This is a genomic window from Halobacillus litoralis, assembly GCF_020171725.1.
GTDB lineage: Bacteria > Bacillota > Bacilli > Bacillales > Halobacillaceae > Halobacillus > Halobacillus litoralis_F.
Genome location: NZ_JAIVAJ010000005.1, coordinates 328122 through 343855, shown reverse-complemented (window position 1 = coordinate 343855; position 15734 = coordinate 328122). Strand labels below are relative to the sequence as shown.

The following is a 15734-nucleotide window of genomic DNA, read 5'->3' as shown; positions in this document are numbered from 1 at the left end:
ACGGAAAAAAGTGACAAGGGATTTGTCCGTTTTTGTGGAAGTAGTGAGGAGAGCGAAACTATTAAAAAGGAGTGGCCCTTTCATGAGCGAGCAAATCCAAACGGCTGTCCAGCCTAAGGTCGTGAAGAAAGCGAATTTTAAAGTGGTCGGTACGTACTGCCAGACGATGATGGACGAAAGATACGTGAAAATTCCGAGGTTGATGGAGGATTTTCACACATCCAAACTGCACAAAGTGAAGAACCGGATCAACACCCCGTGTTCAATTGGGATGTTTGTCGATCCGCCTCATTGGAATGAAGAGACCGATAAGTTTTACTGGTTGGCCGCCGTCGAAGTGGATAGCTATGAGAAGGTTCCTCCTGATATGATTACGAAAACGATCCCGACTCACCGATATGCCGTGATGGACTATGATCCGGATCTGCACGATTTTAACCCTTATCCCTACTTATACGATTGGATTATAGAACAAGGATACCGGCCTGTTGAAGGGTTCGGATTCGAGGAATACCAACCGTACACAGGAAAAAATACAAAATACACGTTATATCTGCCGATCAAGTCGTAACGAAAAAGAGCTCCTTTGAGGGCTCTTTTTTGTTGAGGCATTATAGGCAAAAACATTGTGGTCGGAATGGTGATGTCATTTTGGATTGGGACAGACGATAATGCATTACAGGTCGGTGAGTTCTATAAAATGTGGATTGGGACAGGGCCGCCGGTTCAGCGGTTCTGCTAGTCCCGATATTCTTTTATTGGGACAGAGCGCGTAGGTTCAGCAGTTCTGCTAGTCCCGATATCGCATTATTGGGACAGCCCATCCTGGTTCAGTCGATCAGCCAGTCCCGATACTAAAAAATCGAGACAAGAAGCTACCTATCAAGACAGCGCACTGTCCCAATCAGCCGCCTTCCTTCTTTTTAACGAACTCCCGAAAGAAGTCTCCCTCTTCAAGCGTGTGAAGGGCGTAGCCCAACGGTAAGGGGGAGATGAATTTCGGTTGGGCGGGGAGCCCAAAAGTTCCTGCCATTTATCTCCATGTGGTATAATCAGTCTTATAACGTATAAGGGCTGATATAAAAATGAAGTTAGATAGTAATAATCATTCGGTGTTCTTGATGTACTACCATTTGGTATTGGTTGTGAAATATAGAAGGGAAGTCATTGATGACACCATTTCAGACTATTCGAGAGAAAAGTTTGTATCATTGGGCGAGAAATACAACATTACATTGGTCGAATGGAATCATGATCTAGACCATGTTCATATTCTGTTCAAAGCCCATCCTAATACCGAACTGTCAAAGTTCATCAATGCCTATAAAAGTGCCAGTTCAAGGCTTGTCAAAAAAGAATTTCCTCTTGTGCGAAAAAAACTATGGAAAGAAATGTTTTGGTCAAGGAGTTTTTGTTTGTTGACCACTTGTGGTTCGCCTATTGAGGTGGTTAAAAAATACATCGAAAATCAAGGGGAAAAGTGAGGTGATGTGATATGGCTAAACTGAATAAAGCCTACAAATTCAGAATTCATCCAACAGATGAACAGTCTCTGATGATTCATAAAACCTTTGGTTGTGTTCGCTTTGTCTACAACAAAATGTTAGCAGAACGAAAAGAAACGTATGAAAACCTAAAAGACGATAAAGAAGCTCTGAAAAACGCAAAGCCTCCTACTCCTGCCAAGTACAAAAAAGAGTATGAATGGCTAAAGGAAGTAGACTCGCTAGCGTTGGCGAACGCACAATTAAATTTAGACAAAGCATATAAAGCCTTCTTCAAAGGAAATGCCAAGTTTCCGAAATTCAAAACCAAGCGACACAAACAAAGCTACACAACAAATGTCGTAAACGGTAATATCGAGTTGTTGGATGGTCATATCAAATTACCTAAACTAAAAAAGGTCAAAATCAAGCAACATCGAGAAATCCCTTTCATGCACAAAATCAAATCCTGCACCCTTTCTATGACCGCATCAGGAAAATACTATATTTCTATCCTCACAGAGTATGATAAGAAAATTGAAACCAAAGAAATCAAAGAAGTAGTTGGATTGGATTTTGCAATGAATGGATTGTTTGTTGATAGTGAGGGTGAGAAAGCCAATTACCCGAAATTTTATCGACAGATGCTTGATAAATTAGCAAAAGAACAGCGCAAACTTTCCCGAAAAAAGAAAGGCTCTTCGAATTGGAATAAGCAGCGCATCAGAGTTGCCAAAATCCAAGAAAAAGTCGCTAATCAACGAAAGAATTTCCTCCACCACAAGTCCAAACAATTGGTAACCTATTATGATGCTGTTGTGATTGAAGACCTAGACATAAAAGGCATGTCACAAGCACTCAAATTCGGTAAAAGTGTCGCTGACAATGGTTGGGGTATGTTCACCTCTTTCTTGCAGTACAAACTAAAAGAACAAGGGAAGCAACTTATCAAAATCGATAAATGGTTCCCATCCACAAAAACTTGTTCGAACTGTGGTTCGGTAAAAGAAATCAAACTGTCAGAGCGTACTTATCAGTGCACTTGTGGTCTAAACCTCGATCGAGATTACAATTCAGCACTCAATATCAAAAAAGAAGGCATTCGCTTATTAGCAAGTGCCCAATAAAAAATATAAACTTTTGGAACAAGAGGGTTAGCTTGGTCCATTTCGTCAGCTAATAAAAGTGGCGATTACCCAAGAAACCCCCACTTCAAGCAACCCGTAAGGATGGTAAGTGGTGGGAGTAGTTCACAAAAAGGAGATACCAAAATACAAAGCCGCGGCTACCCCAGCAGCGATCAATGCGGGCTTCAACTTGAACCTCGCATATTGCACAGCATTCAAATTCAGAATTCCTGCTGTCGTATTGGTATCGTCACTGAGCGGAGAGGAGAAGGCGCCGAATGTGCCGCTCGCAAATACCGCCCCGATGACAATAGGGAGAGAGCTGCCGGCGGCGACGGCGATCGAGACGCCGACGGGCATTAAGATTCCCCAGGTTCCCCAGGCGGATCCGATAAAATAGGACAACGCGCAGCCGACGATAAAGATGACGACGGCTACGAAACCTGGTGGAACCCACTCGAATGAAGAGGAGATGGTCGGTGCGAATTCCAACGCTTCTGAGCCCTTACTCAATCCCCAGACGGTTGCGAGTAGTAAAATGACTCCCATGATTTCATTGCCACCAAAAATTAAAGCATCCATCGTCTTCTTGAGCGGTTCTTTTTTAACAGTCAAATACACGACGAACCCGATTAAAGTGAGTACGACGGCGAGTACCATGGCGTCCAGTACATTCGGGTTGATCAACGCTTGGAAACCGCTCTCTCCATTCAGGACACCGACTTGGTACATAAGAAAGAATGTTAAGGCGATGACGCTGACCAATGGGACGATCAGCCTCCAAGGTTTAGCGGGCAGGTCCTTGGTGACGGCAGGGTGGCAGTCCTCCCAGTGATCCTGCTTGTCCGCTTCTTTATTCTCCTGCACGTCGGTTGCGGGCTTTTTGTTGCGGTGAAAAAAGCTTAAGTAAAAGCCGATCGCAATCATCGCGAATGCGAAAAAGTTGAAAGGGATGCTCTGGATGTATAAAGAGTAAGCATCGCCGGTGGTTCCTGCCTGGTTCAGCGAAAGTTCGATGACGGAGGTCATATATCCGACGAAGGCTGTAGCGACGGGTATCAGTACCACGAGGGGAGAGGCCGTCGTTTCAATGACGAATCCGAGCTCCTGCTTAGTCATTGGGATTTTCTTCCGCATGGCTTTCATGACTGGACCGATGGTGACGATCCGGAAACTAGGTGCAGTGAACGTCCCGACAGAGGATAACCATGTTAAGATGAACGCCCCTCTCTTTTCATTGATGCGTTCAGTAGCCTCTTGAACAAAGCCTTTGATTCCGCCGGCCATCTTCACAATGCCGATCAAGGCAGAGAACCCGTATAAGAAGACGATGATTTTTAAATTATTTTCATCCATCAATCCTTCATAAATAAAAGAAAAACCGGTCATCATCCCGCTGAGCCAGTGCGGATCGACCAGGTAACCCGCCACAATGACGCCGAATAAAAGACTTGGAATGACCTGCTTCGTCCAAATCGCTGCGATAATGACGACAACAAAAGGAATGACTGCGATCCATTCCATAGTGCGTTCCCCCGTTTCTAGTGAGCTTCACTTAGCATGCGGTTATTTTGAATTCCTTATTCGATTTTAGAAAACAGGGATTCGCCGTTCCGTATCGAATAGAGTAGGGAAGCACTCAACAGGGAGGAAAAGCATGTCTTTTTTTACACAAACCATAACCATTCAGAAACCAATCGACGAAGTGTTTGCTGCAGCGACTGACTTTAAGAACAGCCCGGAAATCATGGATGCTGTCGTGGATGTCGAATTACTCACGGAAGGACCTGTCCGAGAAGGGTTTCAGTTCAAGGAAACGAGAGAAATCCGCGGCAGAAGAGTTCCTTCCAAGATTAACGTCACTCATTTTGAAAAAAATAAAGCGTTCTCCGTTCGAAGTGTCCAGCAAGGGCTCGATCTCAGATATCACTACACGTTCACCGAAACGACGGAGGGCACGAAGGTGGATTTCCGTGGAGAACTCTTCACAGAAGGACTGCGGAACAAACTCACTCAGCCTCTTATTAAGAAAATCATAAAAAAAGAGGACGAAAATCATTTGAAGCATCTGAAAAACTTTATCGAATCCTCGAGCTAGTGGTATAATAAAAACAAGCTATGGATCATTTTTAAAGGCCTCTTAGAGTTTAGAGGTCTTTTTTTCTTGGACCTGCTGAGGCAGGTTAGTTCGATATTGCAACAGGACGCCTGATTCCTTATTCGAACGTCCACTATTCGAAGATCTCAAGGCGCCTTGAGCCTTTGAGATTAAATAAAGTTCGTTTTGGTTATTTCATAAAATAAAGGATGAGAATAAATATGGATAAATTAGAAGGTTTGCCGCAATGGTCTTCTTCTATTGAAAAAACGTGGGAGGAATCTGGGTTCGGTTCGTTTACAACCGTTCAGGAAAAAGCGATTCCGTTCATTTATAAAGGGGGAGATGTGCTGGGTGAGGCTCCTACCGGGAGTGGTAAGACATTGGCCTATCTCCTTCCTCTATTGGAGAAAGTAGATCCTTCAGTCAAGAGAACGCAGGTGATGATTCTTGCTTCTTCCCATGAGCTTGTGATGCAGATTCACCAGGAAGTACTGAAATGGACGCAGGGCAGCGGCATCGTAAGCACACCATTAATCGGTGGCGCAAACATTAAGCGTCAAATCGAGAAGCTGAAGAAAAAGCCCGCTGTCATCGTCGGTACACCTGGACGTATCCATGAGCTGATGGAGCGCAAAAAAGTGAAAGCCCATGAGATTCAAACGATTGTGATGGATGAAGCGGATCAGCTGCTTGTCACTGAGCATCTCCCTACTGTTGAATCGATTCTGGACGCGATGCAGAAGGAGCGTCAGATTTTACTATTCTCTGCGACCCTTCCGGAAGAAGTCATCGACGTGGCACAGACGTTCATGAACCCGGAAGCAGAGGTCATCCAAGTCGAATCAGAAGAGAAGAAGCCGAACGTCGACCACGTCTACATTCGTTGTTCAGACCGTGAGAAGGTGGAGCTGCTGCGGAAACTTGCTTATGTGGAGGGGTTCAAAGGGCTTGCCTTCATGCAGGACATTGCAAAACTGAATGTGTTTGCTGAGAAGTTGACTTACCGAAATCTCGATCTTGGGTTGCTGCACAGTGATGCCAAGAAGGAACAACGTCAAAAAGCGGTGAAAGAATTCAGGCAGGGCGCATACGATCTATTGCTGGCAACAGATGTTGCGGCACGTGGGCTGGATATTCTGGATATTACGTTCATCGTCAACATGGATGTGCCGAAAGATGAATCCTCTTACATTCACCGTGCCGGCCGTACAGCAAGAATTGGGGCGACGGACGGTGTGGTCGTCTCACTTGTGAACCCAGTCGAAGAAAAACGTTTGAAGAAATACGCCCGTGACATTGATTTTCCTCTGACAGAAGTAGAGATCTACAAAGGTAAATTAGTGAACAAGAAGTAATGACAAGAGGCCTTTTCCTTTTATGGATAAGGCCTTTTATTTATGGTCTTCTTTAATTGGCTGTACGAGGCCTTTTACGGTCATCCGGTCGATGTGGGATTCGTCCTTTGCCCAGTTCATGATTAAGGAAAGCAGCGTCACGATCATGACGGCTGTACCGATGACCATGTAACCGAAAGTCGGTTGTGCTTCATAAAAATAAAAGGTCATTTGATGGTAGGTGAAGAATACTATAGAAGTAATTGTAAAATAAGCAAATTGATGCATATAGGATATAGGTTTAGAGAAGGAACAGTTCACGAGAAACGGTGACCAGTAGAGCACGGATGCGATAGTTAAAGGAATCAAATGTAGGAAGAATCCATAAGGGATGGTCGTGAGTCCGTCATAGCTGATCAGGGCACCTGCCATAAAGAAAGATCCACTGATCGGAGGGCTTTGGCTGCATTTGATCAGCCACCTGAAGCTTTTTCTGAACCATAAACGCTTTTGGTTGGCATACACGAGAAAGGAAGGGGCAGCGACAAAGGTGATCAGGCTTCTGATAAACATGTCTGCTGAAAGGTACTCCATCAAGGCTAATACAACGGAAAGCACGGCTGTAAGGGCAAGAACCGCAGTATAAGTGTTTCTTAAGGACACCTTTTCACCAACTCTCAGGATGTTTTCTTTAACGTTCCCTGCCCGCAAAAAAATAAACGCTGTCGAGCGGTTCATGCTGAAAAATTCGAATAAATAAAATTTTATTACAATTATATAGGATAATGGAATCATATAATGCTATACTTTTGTTTAGAAAATGGGGCAAATGAAAAGAAACAATATAGAAAGAAGTGGCTGCAGGATGCAAGGGATTGCAAATTTACTTAATGCTCCTTCGATGTTGGAGGAGTGGTTGAATTCATTAGATCTGGCCATTGGGATCGTTGAACAGAATGGAGGGTCTTTCACGTATACGTACGTGAACCAGAAGCTGAAGAAATCGCACTCGACCGCAGTAGGAAAATCGATTGATGAAGTGTACCGGAAAGAGGAAAAAGAATATTTGCTGACTGCCTTGGAACAGGCGGAGAAGAACGGGCATCATGAGGTTACGATTTCAAGACCGGGCTGGCTTCAGGTGTATGCCATTCCCTCTACGTCATCGTATCTACTGCAATGGAACCACCCTCGTACAAGTGAAACGCAGACAGGTAACTATCAATCCATGGTGGATCAAAATACGGACTCGATCTTCGTCCACGATGAAGAGGATCGGATTGTTTTTGTGAACCCGGCCGGCGTGCAGTTAGTAGGCGCTGAGAGCTGCGGAGAATGCATCGGGATGAGTGTGCACGGGTTTATTCAAGATGAACCACAAAGTGACGTACAGAATCGACTCGACCGGGTTTTTGAAAGTGAGTTCAGTATCCTCCCTCCGATTGAACGGAAAATAAAGCGGTTTGATGGAAGGGTGATTGAAGTTGAACTGACAGGTTCCAAGGTCATATTCGACGGAAAACCTGCCATACAAACGATATGCAGAGTCATCAGTGAACGGCGGAGGAAGCAGAACCGATTGGAAGAGATGGCTTACTATGATCAGCTCACACAAGTGTCCAACCGGCGCTACTTTTTCAAAAAGCTTCAGCTGGAATTGCAGGAAATCGACCAGACCGACTCTCTTCTGTCTGTGTTGTTCATAGATTTGGATAACTTCAAGGATATTAACGACCAATATGGTCACAAAATTGGGGATGATGTGCTCGTCATCTTTACGAAGCGGATCAAACAGATGCTGAGAGAGACCGATACGTTCTCGCGGCTTGGTGGGGATGAGTTCGTCGTGCTGCTTACAGATTTTCAAGCGGCTTCTGTGCCTGAACAGGTGGCGGAGCGGATGATTGAACGCATTCAGCAGCCCATCGTTCTCAACGGGCACGAGCTTCAGATCAGCGTGTCGATTGGGATTGCGATTTACCCTGACCACGGGGTAACCAAAGATATCTTGTTAACACGTGCGGATCAGGCTTTATATGAAGCGAAAAACAATGGGCGGAAGTGTGTGGAGGTTTACCAACACCCATCTGAAAGCCCTTATAAGCAGTAGAAAAAAGCAGGGTGGAACGCTCTGCTTTTTTTCTATTGCTGTATTTTGGTATATTGAATACAAATACGGCGAAAGGAAGAGTGGAGATGGAAATAGCTGAAATTCGGAATTGGGATGGGACCGATTTAAAACAGAAGTTGAGAAATGAGGAGTTGAGCTTAGAGGAAGTACTAGGTCACTTTCGATCCGTGATCGAGCGCAGAAATCCAGAGCTGAACGCCGTTGTACATAAAACGTATGAAGAAATAGCGAAGGCGGATGTGAACACTCCTCTTGCCGGGCTGCCTTTTTTAATCAAAGATTTAAATGCGATGCAGGGACAGCCTCTTTCATATGGCTCTAAAGTGATGGAAGGCTTCGTAGCGCCGGGAGATGATGTGATCGTTTCGCGCTACAAAAAGGCAGGCCTGACGATCTTAGGGAAAAGTAACACGCCTGAATTCGGCTTTACCCCGGCTACAGAGTCCAATTATTTAGGCTACACGAAAAACCCCTGGGACGTCCGTTACTCTCCTGGAGGATCAAGTGGTGGGGCTGCTGCGGCCGTTGCGACAGGGATGGTGCCGTTTGCGCACGGGAGTGATGGGGGAGGATCGATTCGGATTCCTGCCTCCAACTGTGGTCTGTTTGGATTGAAGCCTACGCGAGGAAGGACGCCTTTCTCCACTCGACTGAACAGTTTTGCGGCCAGTCATGCGATTACACGATCTGTCAGAGACAGCGCTTGGCTTCTTGATATTTTGGAGGGACCGCAGACAGGCGACTTATTTGCGACACCAGCAAGAGGGAAGCCTTTTTCAGAAGTGGTCCAAGAGGAAGTAAGGCCGCTTCGAATTGCCTATCTGGCTGACTTTCAAGGGTTGATGGAGATTGACCGTGACGTTCAGGATGCTGTCGAAAGCACAGCCCACCTGTTGGAATCCCTTGGGCACAGTGTGGAAATCGCCTTTCCGGACTTCGATCTGCACCGGTTTATGGATGCTTATGTGACGGTATGGGTGTTAGGCGGAGCGCTCGCTGTTCAGGAAGCAGCGGCAGCGAACGGGAGAAAAGTCACGACATCTACCGTGGGAACGATGCTGTCGACTTTAGTGGAAAAAGGAAAAAGCTTCTCAGCCATGGAATATGAAGAAGCGCGCAATTTCCTCGCTTCAGAAAGTGGGAAGGTGCATCAATTTTTCGATCAATACGATATTCTTCTTCATCCGGTGACAATGAAGAAGGCGCTGCCGCTCGGTTCCTATGACGGAGAGAAGAATACGATTGATGAGATTTTGGCCGTATCAGCTGAATATGCCCACCTGACCCCGATCACCAATGCAACGGGACAGCCGTCTATGAGCGTTCCGTTGTACTGGAATAGTGAAAATGTACCGATCGGATCTCATTTCACCGCACCGTTCGGGGATGAAGCGACGCTGTTCCAGTTAGCGGCTCAACTGGAACAAGCACGACCGTGGTGGTCGAAATATAAAGAAATCGAATAACTAGTTCACGCGTTTCTGAATATCAGAAATCGATTGATTGAGCTCTTCTTCATTCACATCTTCTTGAATGGAGGAGAGCTTATATTTTTGTTTCACTTTCAGAATCCGCTTCACACTCTCATCAATCTGCTCTTCAGAGAGCTCTCCTTTTTCGACGGCTTCTAACAAGGACTGGTGCACACGTTCAAATTGATTGTTCCTTGTATCCGTCAATAACACGATGTCCACACCAGCCTCGATTGCCTTTAATACAGCTTCTTCTGTTCCGTAATTCTCAGAGATCGCTCCCATGGCCATATCGTCTGTGATGACGAGCCCGTCATAATTCATCTGCTCTCTCAGCACGCCTGTCACGACTTTCTTGGAAAAGGTAGCAGGGTACTGCTCATCGAGTGCGGGGAATAAGATGTGAGCGGTCATGACGGCGTCGGCCCCTGATTGGATGGCCTTCTTGAAAGGAACCCATTCAAATGCATTCAGTTGTTCGGTTGTTTTGTTAATGATAGGCAGCTGGGCGTGCGAGTCCACGGACGTGTCTCCGTGACCAGGGAAATGCTTCACGACAGGGATGACGCCTTCGGATCGTATGCCCTTCATCGTTGGGATGCCGAGCCGTGTAACCGTCTCGGGGTCAGACCCGAACGAACGATCACCGATGACCTCATTGTCTGGATTATTGTTAATGTCCAAAACAGGTGCGAAGTTCATGTTGATTCCATAATGCTTCACTTTCGCAGCCAAGGATTGCCCGACGTCATACGAAAGCTCCGGGTCTCCGGCGTTTCCGATTTGCTTGCTGGAAGGGAGAGAAGAGAGGGACGCGGGGATTCGACTGACACGTCCCCCTTCTTCATCGATTCCTACAAAAAGAGGGGTGGAAGTGGAGTTGGATTGCTTGATGGATGTAACAAGTTGATGCAGTTGATCGTCGCTTCTAACGTTCCGACCAAGTAAAATCACACCGCCGACATGACCTTGTTGGATCATGCTTCTTTCAGATGGACTGAGCGATGTGCCTTCAAACCCCACCATGAACAGCTGAGCGGCTTTATCTTCGAGACTCATCTGTTCCACTTTATTCTCGATTTCTTTTTCAAGCGTATAGAGGGGCGCCTTCTGTAAGTCTTGATGACTGAGATGGCTGGCAGCCTCTGTTTGTACAGGTGTTCTCGTTGTAGCAACTTGGGCGTTGATCAACAGGCTGACAAGGACTGCGCCTGCTGTAAGACTGAGTACGATGATTGTGATCGGCTTCATGTTAGGCCTCCATTATTCATTGGTCGTCTTATTCTATGTAGAAACGTCCATTTATAAAAAATTCTTCATCCACTGACAGGCGAGATGTTCGATTTCATTCATCTGATCCATCAAATCATGGGCGGCTCCTTTGAATACGGTGAGTTGGGATTCCTTAGGCAGGTAGACCATGCCTTCTCTTGTAAGAGGCATCAGAATGGCTTCCTCCCCCTGGTCTCCGTGGATCAAATAAACAGGACACGCTACGCGGGAAAGGAGTTCTTCCTGATCAAAATCATCAAAGTCACGCAGCATCTCTTCTGGAATGATAATCGATGATCGGAATGGATCTTCTACAGATTGTGTGAGGAACCCTGTATCCGCCAATTCAGCCAGCTGTTCTGTCGTGAATTCTGCTGACCAGTCATATTGAACAGGTCCCGTGCCGGCTCCTGTGAACATCATCGTCTTAATCCTGTCCCGCTGATAAGCTTCCAGACAGACGCGCGCTCCGAGGCTGTGTCCGAAAAGGGCCAGGTCTTCTGTGCCTTTCTCCGTTACATATTCGATGGCAGCCGTCAGGTCCTCCACCTCTCCTCTTAAAGTCAGGGGGCGGTTATCACTTTCGCCGCATCCTCCGAAATCAAAGCGAAGAACAGAATATCCTTTTTCTTGAAATGTTGATGCGAGTCGGTCAAAGCGTCCTCTCGAGGAGCGGTTCGAACGGAAACCGTGGCACATGATGATTCCTTTCTTCGTACTTCCTTCCTGCCACAGACCTCTCAGTGTAAGACCGTTTTCGTTTTCAAATGAAACGTTCTCCATCCGGTACACAACCCCTTTCTGAAAAATAGCTTCCCTAGTCATTTTATCATAGATATTGCGTGTGATAGATTGGGGGACTTCCATTTGGAACCAGATATCAGCAGGACCTTACACCCCCTTTTTTACAATATAAAATAAATAATCGTGTACTTTTTGATGTAACTGTTATATTATATGTATAACAGACAAACGGAAAGGGGTTGAAACCTTGTTCATCCAGTTGGATTTCGAATCAAAGAAGCCGATCTATACACAGCTGAAGCATGAAATCATCGCAGGAATCGCGCGTAAAGACTTGTCTGCAGGGGAGGCGCTGCCGTCTGTACGCTCACTGGCTGCGGATCTCGGCATCAACTTGCATACGGTAAATAAAGCGTATCAACAGCTGAAGCAGGAAGGGTTTATTTTAATTCATAGACAAAAAGGCGTCGTCATTCATCCGGACGGAGTGCCTGAAGCGGGCGAGGATTATTATGCTGAATTGAAAGAAACGCTTCGACCTTCCATTGCCGAATCCATATGCCGAGGGTTATCAGAAGAGGAATACTTGTCGATCTGTCAGGACATTTTCAAAGGGTTTAAAGAGGGGGAAAAGAAATGAATACGTCGTTTATGTTGTTGATTTTTCTCGTTGTCATGGTGCCCGTATTTCTTATCTCGATGTTCATGCCTTACTGGACAAGAAGAACGGAGAGTTTCGGAGTCTCGATTCCTGAAAGGGTCTACCATACCACACCGTTGAAGGAGTTCAGGAAGTCCTATGCCGTCCGCATCGCTGTGTTGAGCGGGGTGTTTACGGCTGCCTTTGTTGCTTTTGGCTTTATGGGTATGGAGAGCGATCAAGCGTTCAGCTTCGTATTCGGTGCGACCGTCCTTCTATACCTTGTTGCCAGCTTCTTCGTCTACTTGTCCTATCACAAGCGGATGAAAGCCATGAAGGCAGAGAAGCAGTGGCAGAAGGAACAAGCGCAGCGAACTGTTATTGATACGTCCTTCAGGCAGGAAAAGCTGACCTATTCGAATTTCTGGTTCCTCGTTCCGTTCGGAATTGCGGCATTTATGTTTATCGTGACGTTCAACTTCTACGATCAAATGCCTGAACGGATTCCCATGCAGTATAACTTCGAAGGAGAAGTGACGAACTGGGCGGAGAAATCGTATCGTACCGCTATTCTAATGCCGGTCATGCAGATTTTCATGACCTTCTTATTCCTATTTGTGAATACCGTCATTTCGAGAGCGAAGCAGCAGGTGAGTGCTGAGAACCCGGAAGAATCGAAGCGGCAGAATGTGATTTTTAGAAGAAGATGGTCCTTGTTCATTATCGTAGGAAGCATAGCGATGGCTTTGTTGTTCGGCGTCGTTCAGTGGTCATTCCTGTTTGAAGTCCCATCGTGGATGTTAATTTACGTTCCGCTCCTTTTCGCAGGTGGATTGACGATTGCATCGATCATCCTTGCGTTTACAACCGGTCAGGGAGGGAGCCGGGTACGCGTTCAATCAAATCAGAACGGTGAAGTTATCGACCGTGATGACGACCGTTACTGGAAGCTCGGGCAGTTCTATTTCAATCAAAATGACCCGGCTGTCTTCCTGGAAAAACGCTTCGGCGTCGGCTGGACTGTGAACCTCGCAAGGCCACTTGCATGGGTGTTCTTCCTCGTCATCATCGTTCTAGCCGTCGGACTCCCGATTCTACTTGGAGGATGACGATTTCAGTTGCTGGAGATTCTGATTAAATGAAAAAACAAGTGATGCAAAAGTATGACTAGAGTCAAGGTGTCGAGAAAGTTCTATCGGTTCAATTTTTAGTTGGAGAAGCGGTGTTGGCGAAACAACTCGCTTTCCATGGGCGTCCGCCGCCGGAAAGTGAGCTATTTTCCACCCTGCTGTAAAACTCATTTGTAACAGAACCGTTCCCCATGCTTTCTTCGACACTCTGAAAACCCCCAAGTGATGCCACAGCATCGCTTGGGGGTTTTGAATAAGATAAAGGTTATAAATGCGTGGTTCTTCTAATTGGTGTACCATTTGTAGAGCTTTTTCGGCCGGCCGATTTTCTGGTGGCTGACGACTTGCTTCACTTTGCCTTGTTCTAATAAATACATTAAGTAGCGATAGACGGTCGGGTAGGCGAGTCCGATTTCTTTAGAGATCGCATCGACAGGGAAAGGATCTCGGTTTTTCTTTAGAAAATCAGCAATCGACTGCAGCGTGCCTTTGCTGATGCCTTTGGCTGTAAAGACATCTTCATCTTCTTCCTTCACATGCTTCATATTAGCGATTTGAACGTGAAGGCGGATACGGGAAATCAAATCAGGGGCTTTCACAGGCTTTAAGGCAAAGTCTGTTGCACCTTCATCGATGAACCTGTCGGCGATTTCCTGCCGTTCATCTACCGTCAAAACGAGAATCGGAATGTTTTCGTTATGTTTTCGAATTTCACGGACGGTCTGTAACCCATCCATTTCAGGCATATGGTAATCGACAAGTAAGACATCGTATTGACCGGATAGGAATTTCTCGACCCCTTGACGGCCGTTCTCTGCCGTGTCTGATTCCCATCCGGCATGCTTGCAAAATTCGGTCAGCATATACCTTAGTGACTCGTCGTTATCGATGATCAGAATCTTCATAGCGTACTCTCTCCTTCGGTAATTGAATCCAGAATGTCGTACCCTGTCCAGGCTCACTATGGATCGATAGGTGTGCGTCATGTTCTTTCACGACATTTTGAACAAACGTCAATCCCACACCAGGGTGAGACTTCGTACTGAATCCAGCGTTCCAGATTTTCTCCTTGTTCTCCTCGCTGATGCCTTCGCCGTTATCCTCTACTCCTATGGCGACTTTCCCGTCCGATACTTTTGAGCGGATGGTGACGGTGGCCTGTTCCTTACCTTCGACAGCATCACTCGCATTATCGATCAGGTTCACTAAAGCACGGGTCATCCGGATCTTGTTGATGTGGATCTCGATTTCTTCGTCTGCCTCTAATTCAAATTGATAGATCGTGGCCGATTCAGAAAGTTTATTGGCCCTGACGTATTCAATGAACGTCTTCATCGTGCACCAATTCTTTTTCTCGTGATAGAGAATCTCAGACACCATGTCACTGGTTGATTGAATAGAAGAAGCGATTTTGTTGGTGTATCGTAGGATCTCAGGGTCACTGGTCTTCAATTGAATTAAAGAGTTCAATCCTTCCATTAACGAGAGCGGCGTTTTCAAGTCATGAACGAGATGCAGCGCTTCACGTCCAGAACGGGACTCGGCCACTTGATGACGGGCACGGTGTAAATCCTGTCTGATTCTCCATTTTTGCTCGGATACAGTCAAGTAGACGGCGAGAACGAGGGCGTTGATGATAAATACAGCACAGAAGACAAGACTATAAAAAGATAGAGTGAAGCCGAAGTCGAGTTGTTCAGCCATTTGCTTCACTTCTGTGGAAATCGGACCACCTCCGAAGCCGAAAGCACTCAGGAACAGCACCATGTCCAGCCACTGGATGCCTAGAAGCACTTGTCCAATCACAACTGACTTGAATACTGGCCTGAGCCGTCCTTTATCTAGCATATGCAGAATACTGATCGAAATCAGCAGCAGGAGGGCAGGGCCTCCGAAGTGGTAACTCAATGAGTGGTATCCATTGATGATGAGATACACAAGAGGAATGACAGTTAAAGGGACGACCACTTTTAACCATGATTTATTCAACCTGGTTCCTAGTTCATCACCTAGTAATAATGCGCCAAGGTAATGGGGGAGGGCACGAATGGTATTGAGCATGACGAGCGCGAAGGCGACGAGCATTAACGTGTGACCTGATGGATCTTCACGCAACTGTTCCAGTAAGGTAGCAAGACCCGAGCTTTCTACGTTCAACCATAAGGGCATGGTGGCTCCTATGGCGATGAGTCCTACCTTGATCCATATGCTTTTTTGTCGAATCAGTTGTTTGGTCATCTTTTCCATCATCCTAACGCCTTGAAGCTTTCTCTTATTTTAATACAGTTGAGGGAATTTT

Annotated in this window: 15 protein-coding genes; 9 read left to right on the top strand and 6 right to left on the bottom strand. The window is 46.1% G+C overall.

Annotated features, from left to right (window positions below; all coding sequences use genetic code 11):
- Window positions 1–82: 82 nt before the first annotated feature.
- From LCM20_RS11550 to LCM20_RS11540, 3 genes are all read left to right on the top strand, one after another.
- A complete protein-coding gene (locus LCM20_RS11550) occupies window positions 83–571 on the top strand; it encodes a GyrI-like domain-containing protein (RefSeq protein ID WP_225195610.1) in 489 nt (162 codons plus the stop codon).
- A 514-nt stretch (window positions 572–1085) separates the two neighbouring features.
- Complete coding sequence (gene tnpA, locus LCM20_RS11545) at window positions 1086–1484, top strand: IS200/IS605 family transposase (protein WP_225195609.1); 399 nt, start codon at window positions 1086–1088, stop codon at window positions 1482–1484.
- Window positions 1485–1495: 11 nt separating this feature from the next.
- The gene (locus tag LCM20_RS11540; RefSeq protein WP_225195608.1) at window positions 1496–2611 is read left to right on the top strand and encodes an RNA-guided endonuclease TnpB family protein; all 1116 of its coding nucleotides are present in this window, start codon (window positions 1496–1498) and stop codon (window positions 2609–2611) included.
- A 123-nt stretch (window positions 2612–2734) separates the two neighbouring features.
- On the opposite strand, the gene LCM20_RS11535 is transcribed toward LCM20_RS11540, so the two are convergent.
- Window positions 2735–4135: a Na+/H+ antiporter NhaC family protein gene (locus LCM20_RS11535; protein WP_225195607.1), complete on the bottom strand. Its 1401-nt coding sequence runs from the start codon at window positions 4133–4135 to the stop codon at window positions 2735–2737.
- 133 nt (window positions 4136–4268) lie between these two features.
- Here LCM20_RS11535 and LCM20_RS11530 point away from each other — a divergent pair, with 133 nt between their 5' ends.
- Both LCM20_RS11530 and LCM20_RS11525 read left to right on the top strand, forming a co-directional pair.
- Window positions 4269–4709, top strand: a complete 441-nt coding sequence (locus LCM20_RS11530) for an SRPBCC family protein (RefSeq protein ID WP_225195606.1) — start codon at window positions 4269–4271, stop codon at window positions 4707–4709.
- Between the two features lie 221 nt (window positions 4710–4930).
- On the top strand, window positions 4931–6067 hold the full coding sequence (locus tag LCM20_RS11525) for a DEAD/DEAH box helicase (protein WP_225195605.1): 1137 nt from the start codon (window positions 4931–4933) through the stop codon (window positions 6065–6067).
- A gap of 36 nt (window positions 6068–6103) precedes the next feature.
- On the opposite strand, the gene LCM20_RS11520 is transcribed toward LCM20_RS11525, so the two are convergent.
- Window positions 6104–6784 (bottom strand): hypothetical protein, encoded by a 681-nt coding sequence (locus LCM20_RS11520; protein ID WP_225195604.1) that lies wholly within the window; start codon window positions 6782–6784, stop codon window positions 6104–6106.
- Window positions 6785–6911: 127 nt separating this feature from the next.
- On the opposite strand from LCM20_RS11520, the gene LCM20_RS11515 reads away from it, so the two are divergent.
- Window positions 6912–8156, top strand: a complete 1245-nt coding sequence (locus LCM20_RS11515; RefSeq protein ID WP_225195603.1) for a sensor domain-containing diguanylate cyclase — start codon at window positions 6912–6914, stop codon at window positions 8154–8156.
- An 86-nt stretch (window positions 8157–8242) separates the two neighbouring features.
- Entirely contained in the window at window positions 8243–9643 is a 1401-nt protein-coding gene (locus tag LCM20_RS11510; protein WP_225195602.1) for an amidase, read from the top strand.
- Here the strand turns inward: LCM20_RS11510 and nagZ are convergent, their stop codons facing one another.
- Together nagZ and LCM20_RS11500 are read right to left on the bottom strand one after the other, a co-directional pair.
- Window positions 9644–10900, bottom strand: coding sequence for a beta-N-acetylhexosaminidase (nagZ, locus tag LCM20_RS11505; protein WP_225195601.1), 1257 nt, complete (start codon window positions 10898–10900; stop codon window positions 9644–9646).
- A gap of 51 nt (window positions 10901–10951) precedes the next feature.
- On the bottom strand, window positions 10952–11704 hold the full coding sequence (locus LCM20_RS11500; RefSeq protein ID WP_225195600.1) for an alpha/beta hydrolase: 753 nt from the start codon (window positions 11702–11704) through the stop codon (window positions 10952–10954).
- Window positions 11705–11912: 208 nt separating this feature from the next.
- Here LCM20_RS11500 and LCM20_RS11495 point away from each other — a divergent pair, with 208 nt between their 5' ends.
- Together LCM20_RS11495 and LCM20_RS11490 are read left to right on the top strand one after the other, a co-directional pair.
- Window positions 11913–12305 (top strand): GntR family transcriptional regulator, encoded by a 393-nt coding sequence (locus tag LCM20_RS11495; RefSeq protein WP_225195599.1) that lies wholly within the window; start codon window positions 11913–11915, stop codon window positions 12303–12305.
- Window positions 12302–13414 (top strand): DUF1648 domain-containing protein, encoded by a 1113-nt coding sequence (locus tag LCM20_RS11490; protein WP_225195598.1) that lies wholly within the window; start codon window positions 12302–12304, stop codon window positions 13412–13414. The genes LCM20_RS11495 and LCM20_RS11490 overlap by 4 nt, the downstream gene beginning before the upstream one ends.
- Window positions 13415–13719: 305 nt before the next feature.
- Here the strand turns inward: LCM20_RS11490 and LCM20_RS11485 are convergent, their stop codons facing one another.
- Together LCM20_RS11485 and LCM20_RS11480 are read right to left on the bottom strand one after the other, a co-directional pair.
- Window positions 13720–14340 carry a response regulator gene (locus tag LCM20_RS11485; RefSeq protein WP_225195597.1) on the bottom strand — a complete coding sequence of 207 codons (621 nt, stop codon included), beginning with the start codon at window positions 14338–14340 and terminating at the stop codon, window positions 13720–13722.
- The gene (locus LCM20_RS11480) at window positions 14318–15673 is read right to left on the bottom strand and encodes a sensor histidine kinase (protein WP_225195596.1); all 1356 of its coding nucleotides are present in this window, start codon (window positions 15671–15673) and stop codon (window positions 14318–14320) included. Before LCM20_RS11480 ends, LCM20_RS11485 begins: the two co-directional genes overlap by 23 nt.
- Window positions 15674–15734 lie beyond the last annotated feature (61 nt).

Bases quoted from the DNA above. Each gene is read 5' to 3' on its own strand.
- LCM20_RS11550 (WP_225195610.1), top strand. From the start codon at position 83: ATGAGCGAGCAAATCCAAACGGCTGTCCAGCCTAAGGTCGTGAAGAAA.
- tnpA (WP_225195609.1), top strand. From the start codon at position 1,086: ATGAAGTTAGATAGTAATAATCATTCGGTGTTCTTGATGTACTACCAT.
- LCM20_RS11540 (WP_225195608.1), top strand. From the start codon at position 1,496: ATGGCTAAACTGAATAAAGCCTACAAATTCAGAATTCATCCAACAGAT.
- LCM20_RS11535 (WP_225195607.1), bottom strand. From the start codon at position 4,135: ATGGAATGGATCGCAGTCATTCCTTTTGTTGTCGTCATTATCGCAGCG.
- LCM20_RS11530 (WP_225195606.1), top strand. From the start codon at position 4,269: ATGTCTTTTTTTACACAAACCATAACCATTCAGAAACCAATCGACGAA.
- LCM20_RS11525 (WP_225195605.1), top strand. From the start codon at position 4,931: ATGGATAAATTAGAAGGTTTGCCGCAATGGTCTTCTTCTATTGAAAAA.
- LCM20_RS11520 (WP_225195604.1), bottom strand. From the start codon at position 6,784: ATGAACCGCTCGACAGCGTTTATTTTTTTGCGGGCAGGGAACGTTAAA.
- LCM20_RS11515 (WP_225195603.1), top strand. From the start codon at position 6,912: ATGCAAGGGATTGCAAATTTACTTAATGCTCCTTCGATGTTGGAGGAG.
- LCM20_RS11510 (WP_225195602.1), top strand. From the start codon at position 8,243: ATGGAAATAGCTGAAATTCGGAATTGGGATGGGACCGATTTAAAACAG.
- nagZ (WP_225195601.1), bottom strand. From the start codon at position 10,900: ATGAAGCCGATCACAATCATCGTACTCAGTCTTACAGCAGGCGCAGTC.
- LCM20_RS11500 (WP_225195600.1), bottom strand. From the start codon at position 11,704: ATGGAGAACGTTTCATTTGAAAACGAAAACGGTCTTACACTGAGAGGT.
- LCM20_RS11490 (WP_225195598.1), top strand. From the start codon at position 12,302: ATGAATACGTCGTTTATGTTGTTGATTTTTCTCGTTGTCATGGTGCCC.
- LCM20_RS11485 (WP_225195597.1), bottom strand. From the start codon at position 14,340: ATGAAGATTCTGATCATCGATAACGACGAGTCACTAAGGTATATGCTG.
- LCM20_RS11480 (WP_225195596.1), bottom strand. From the start codon at position 15,673: ATGACCAAACAACTGATTCGACAAAAAAGCATATGGATCAAGGTAGGA.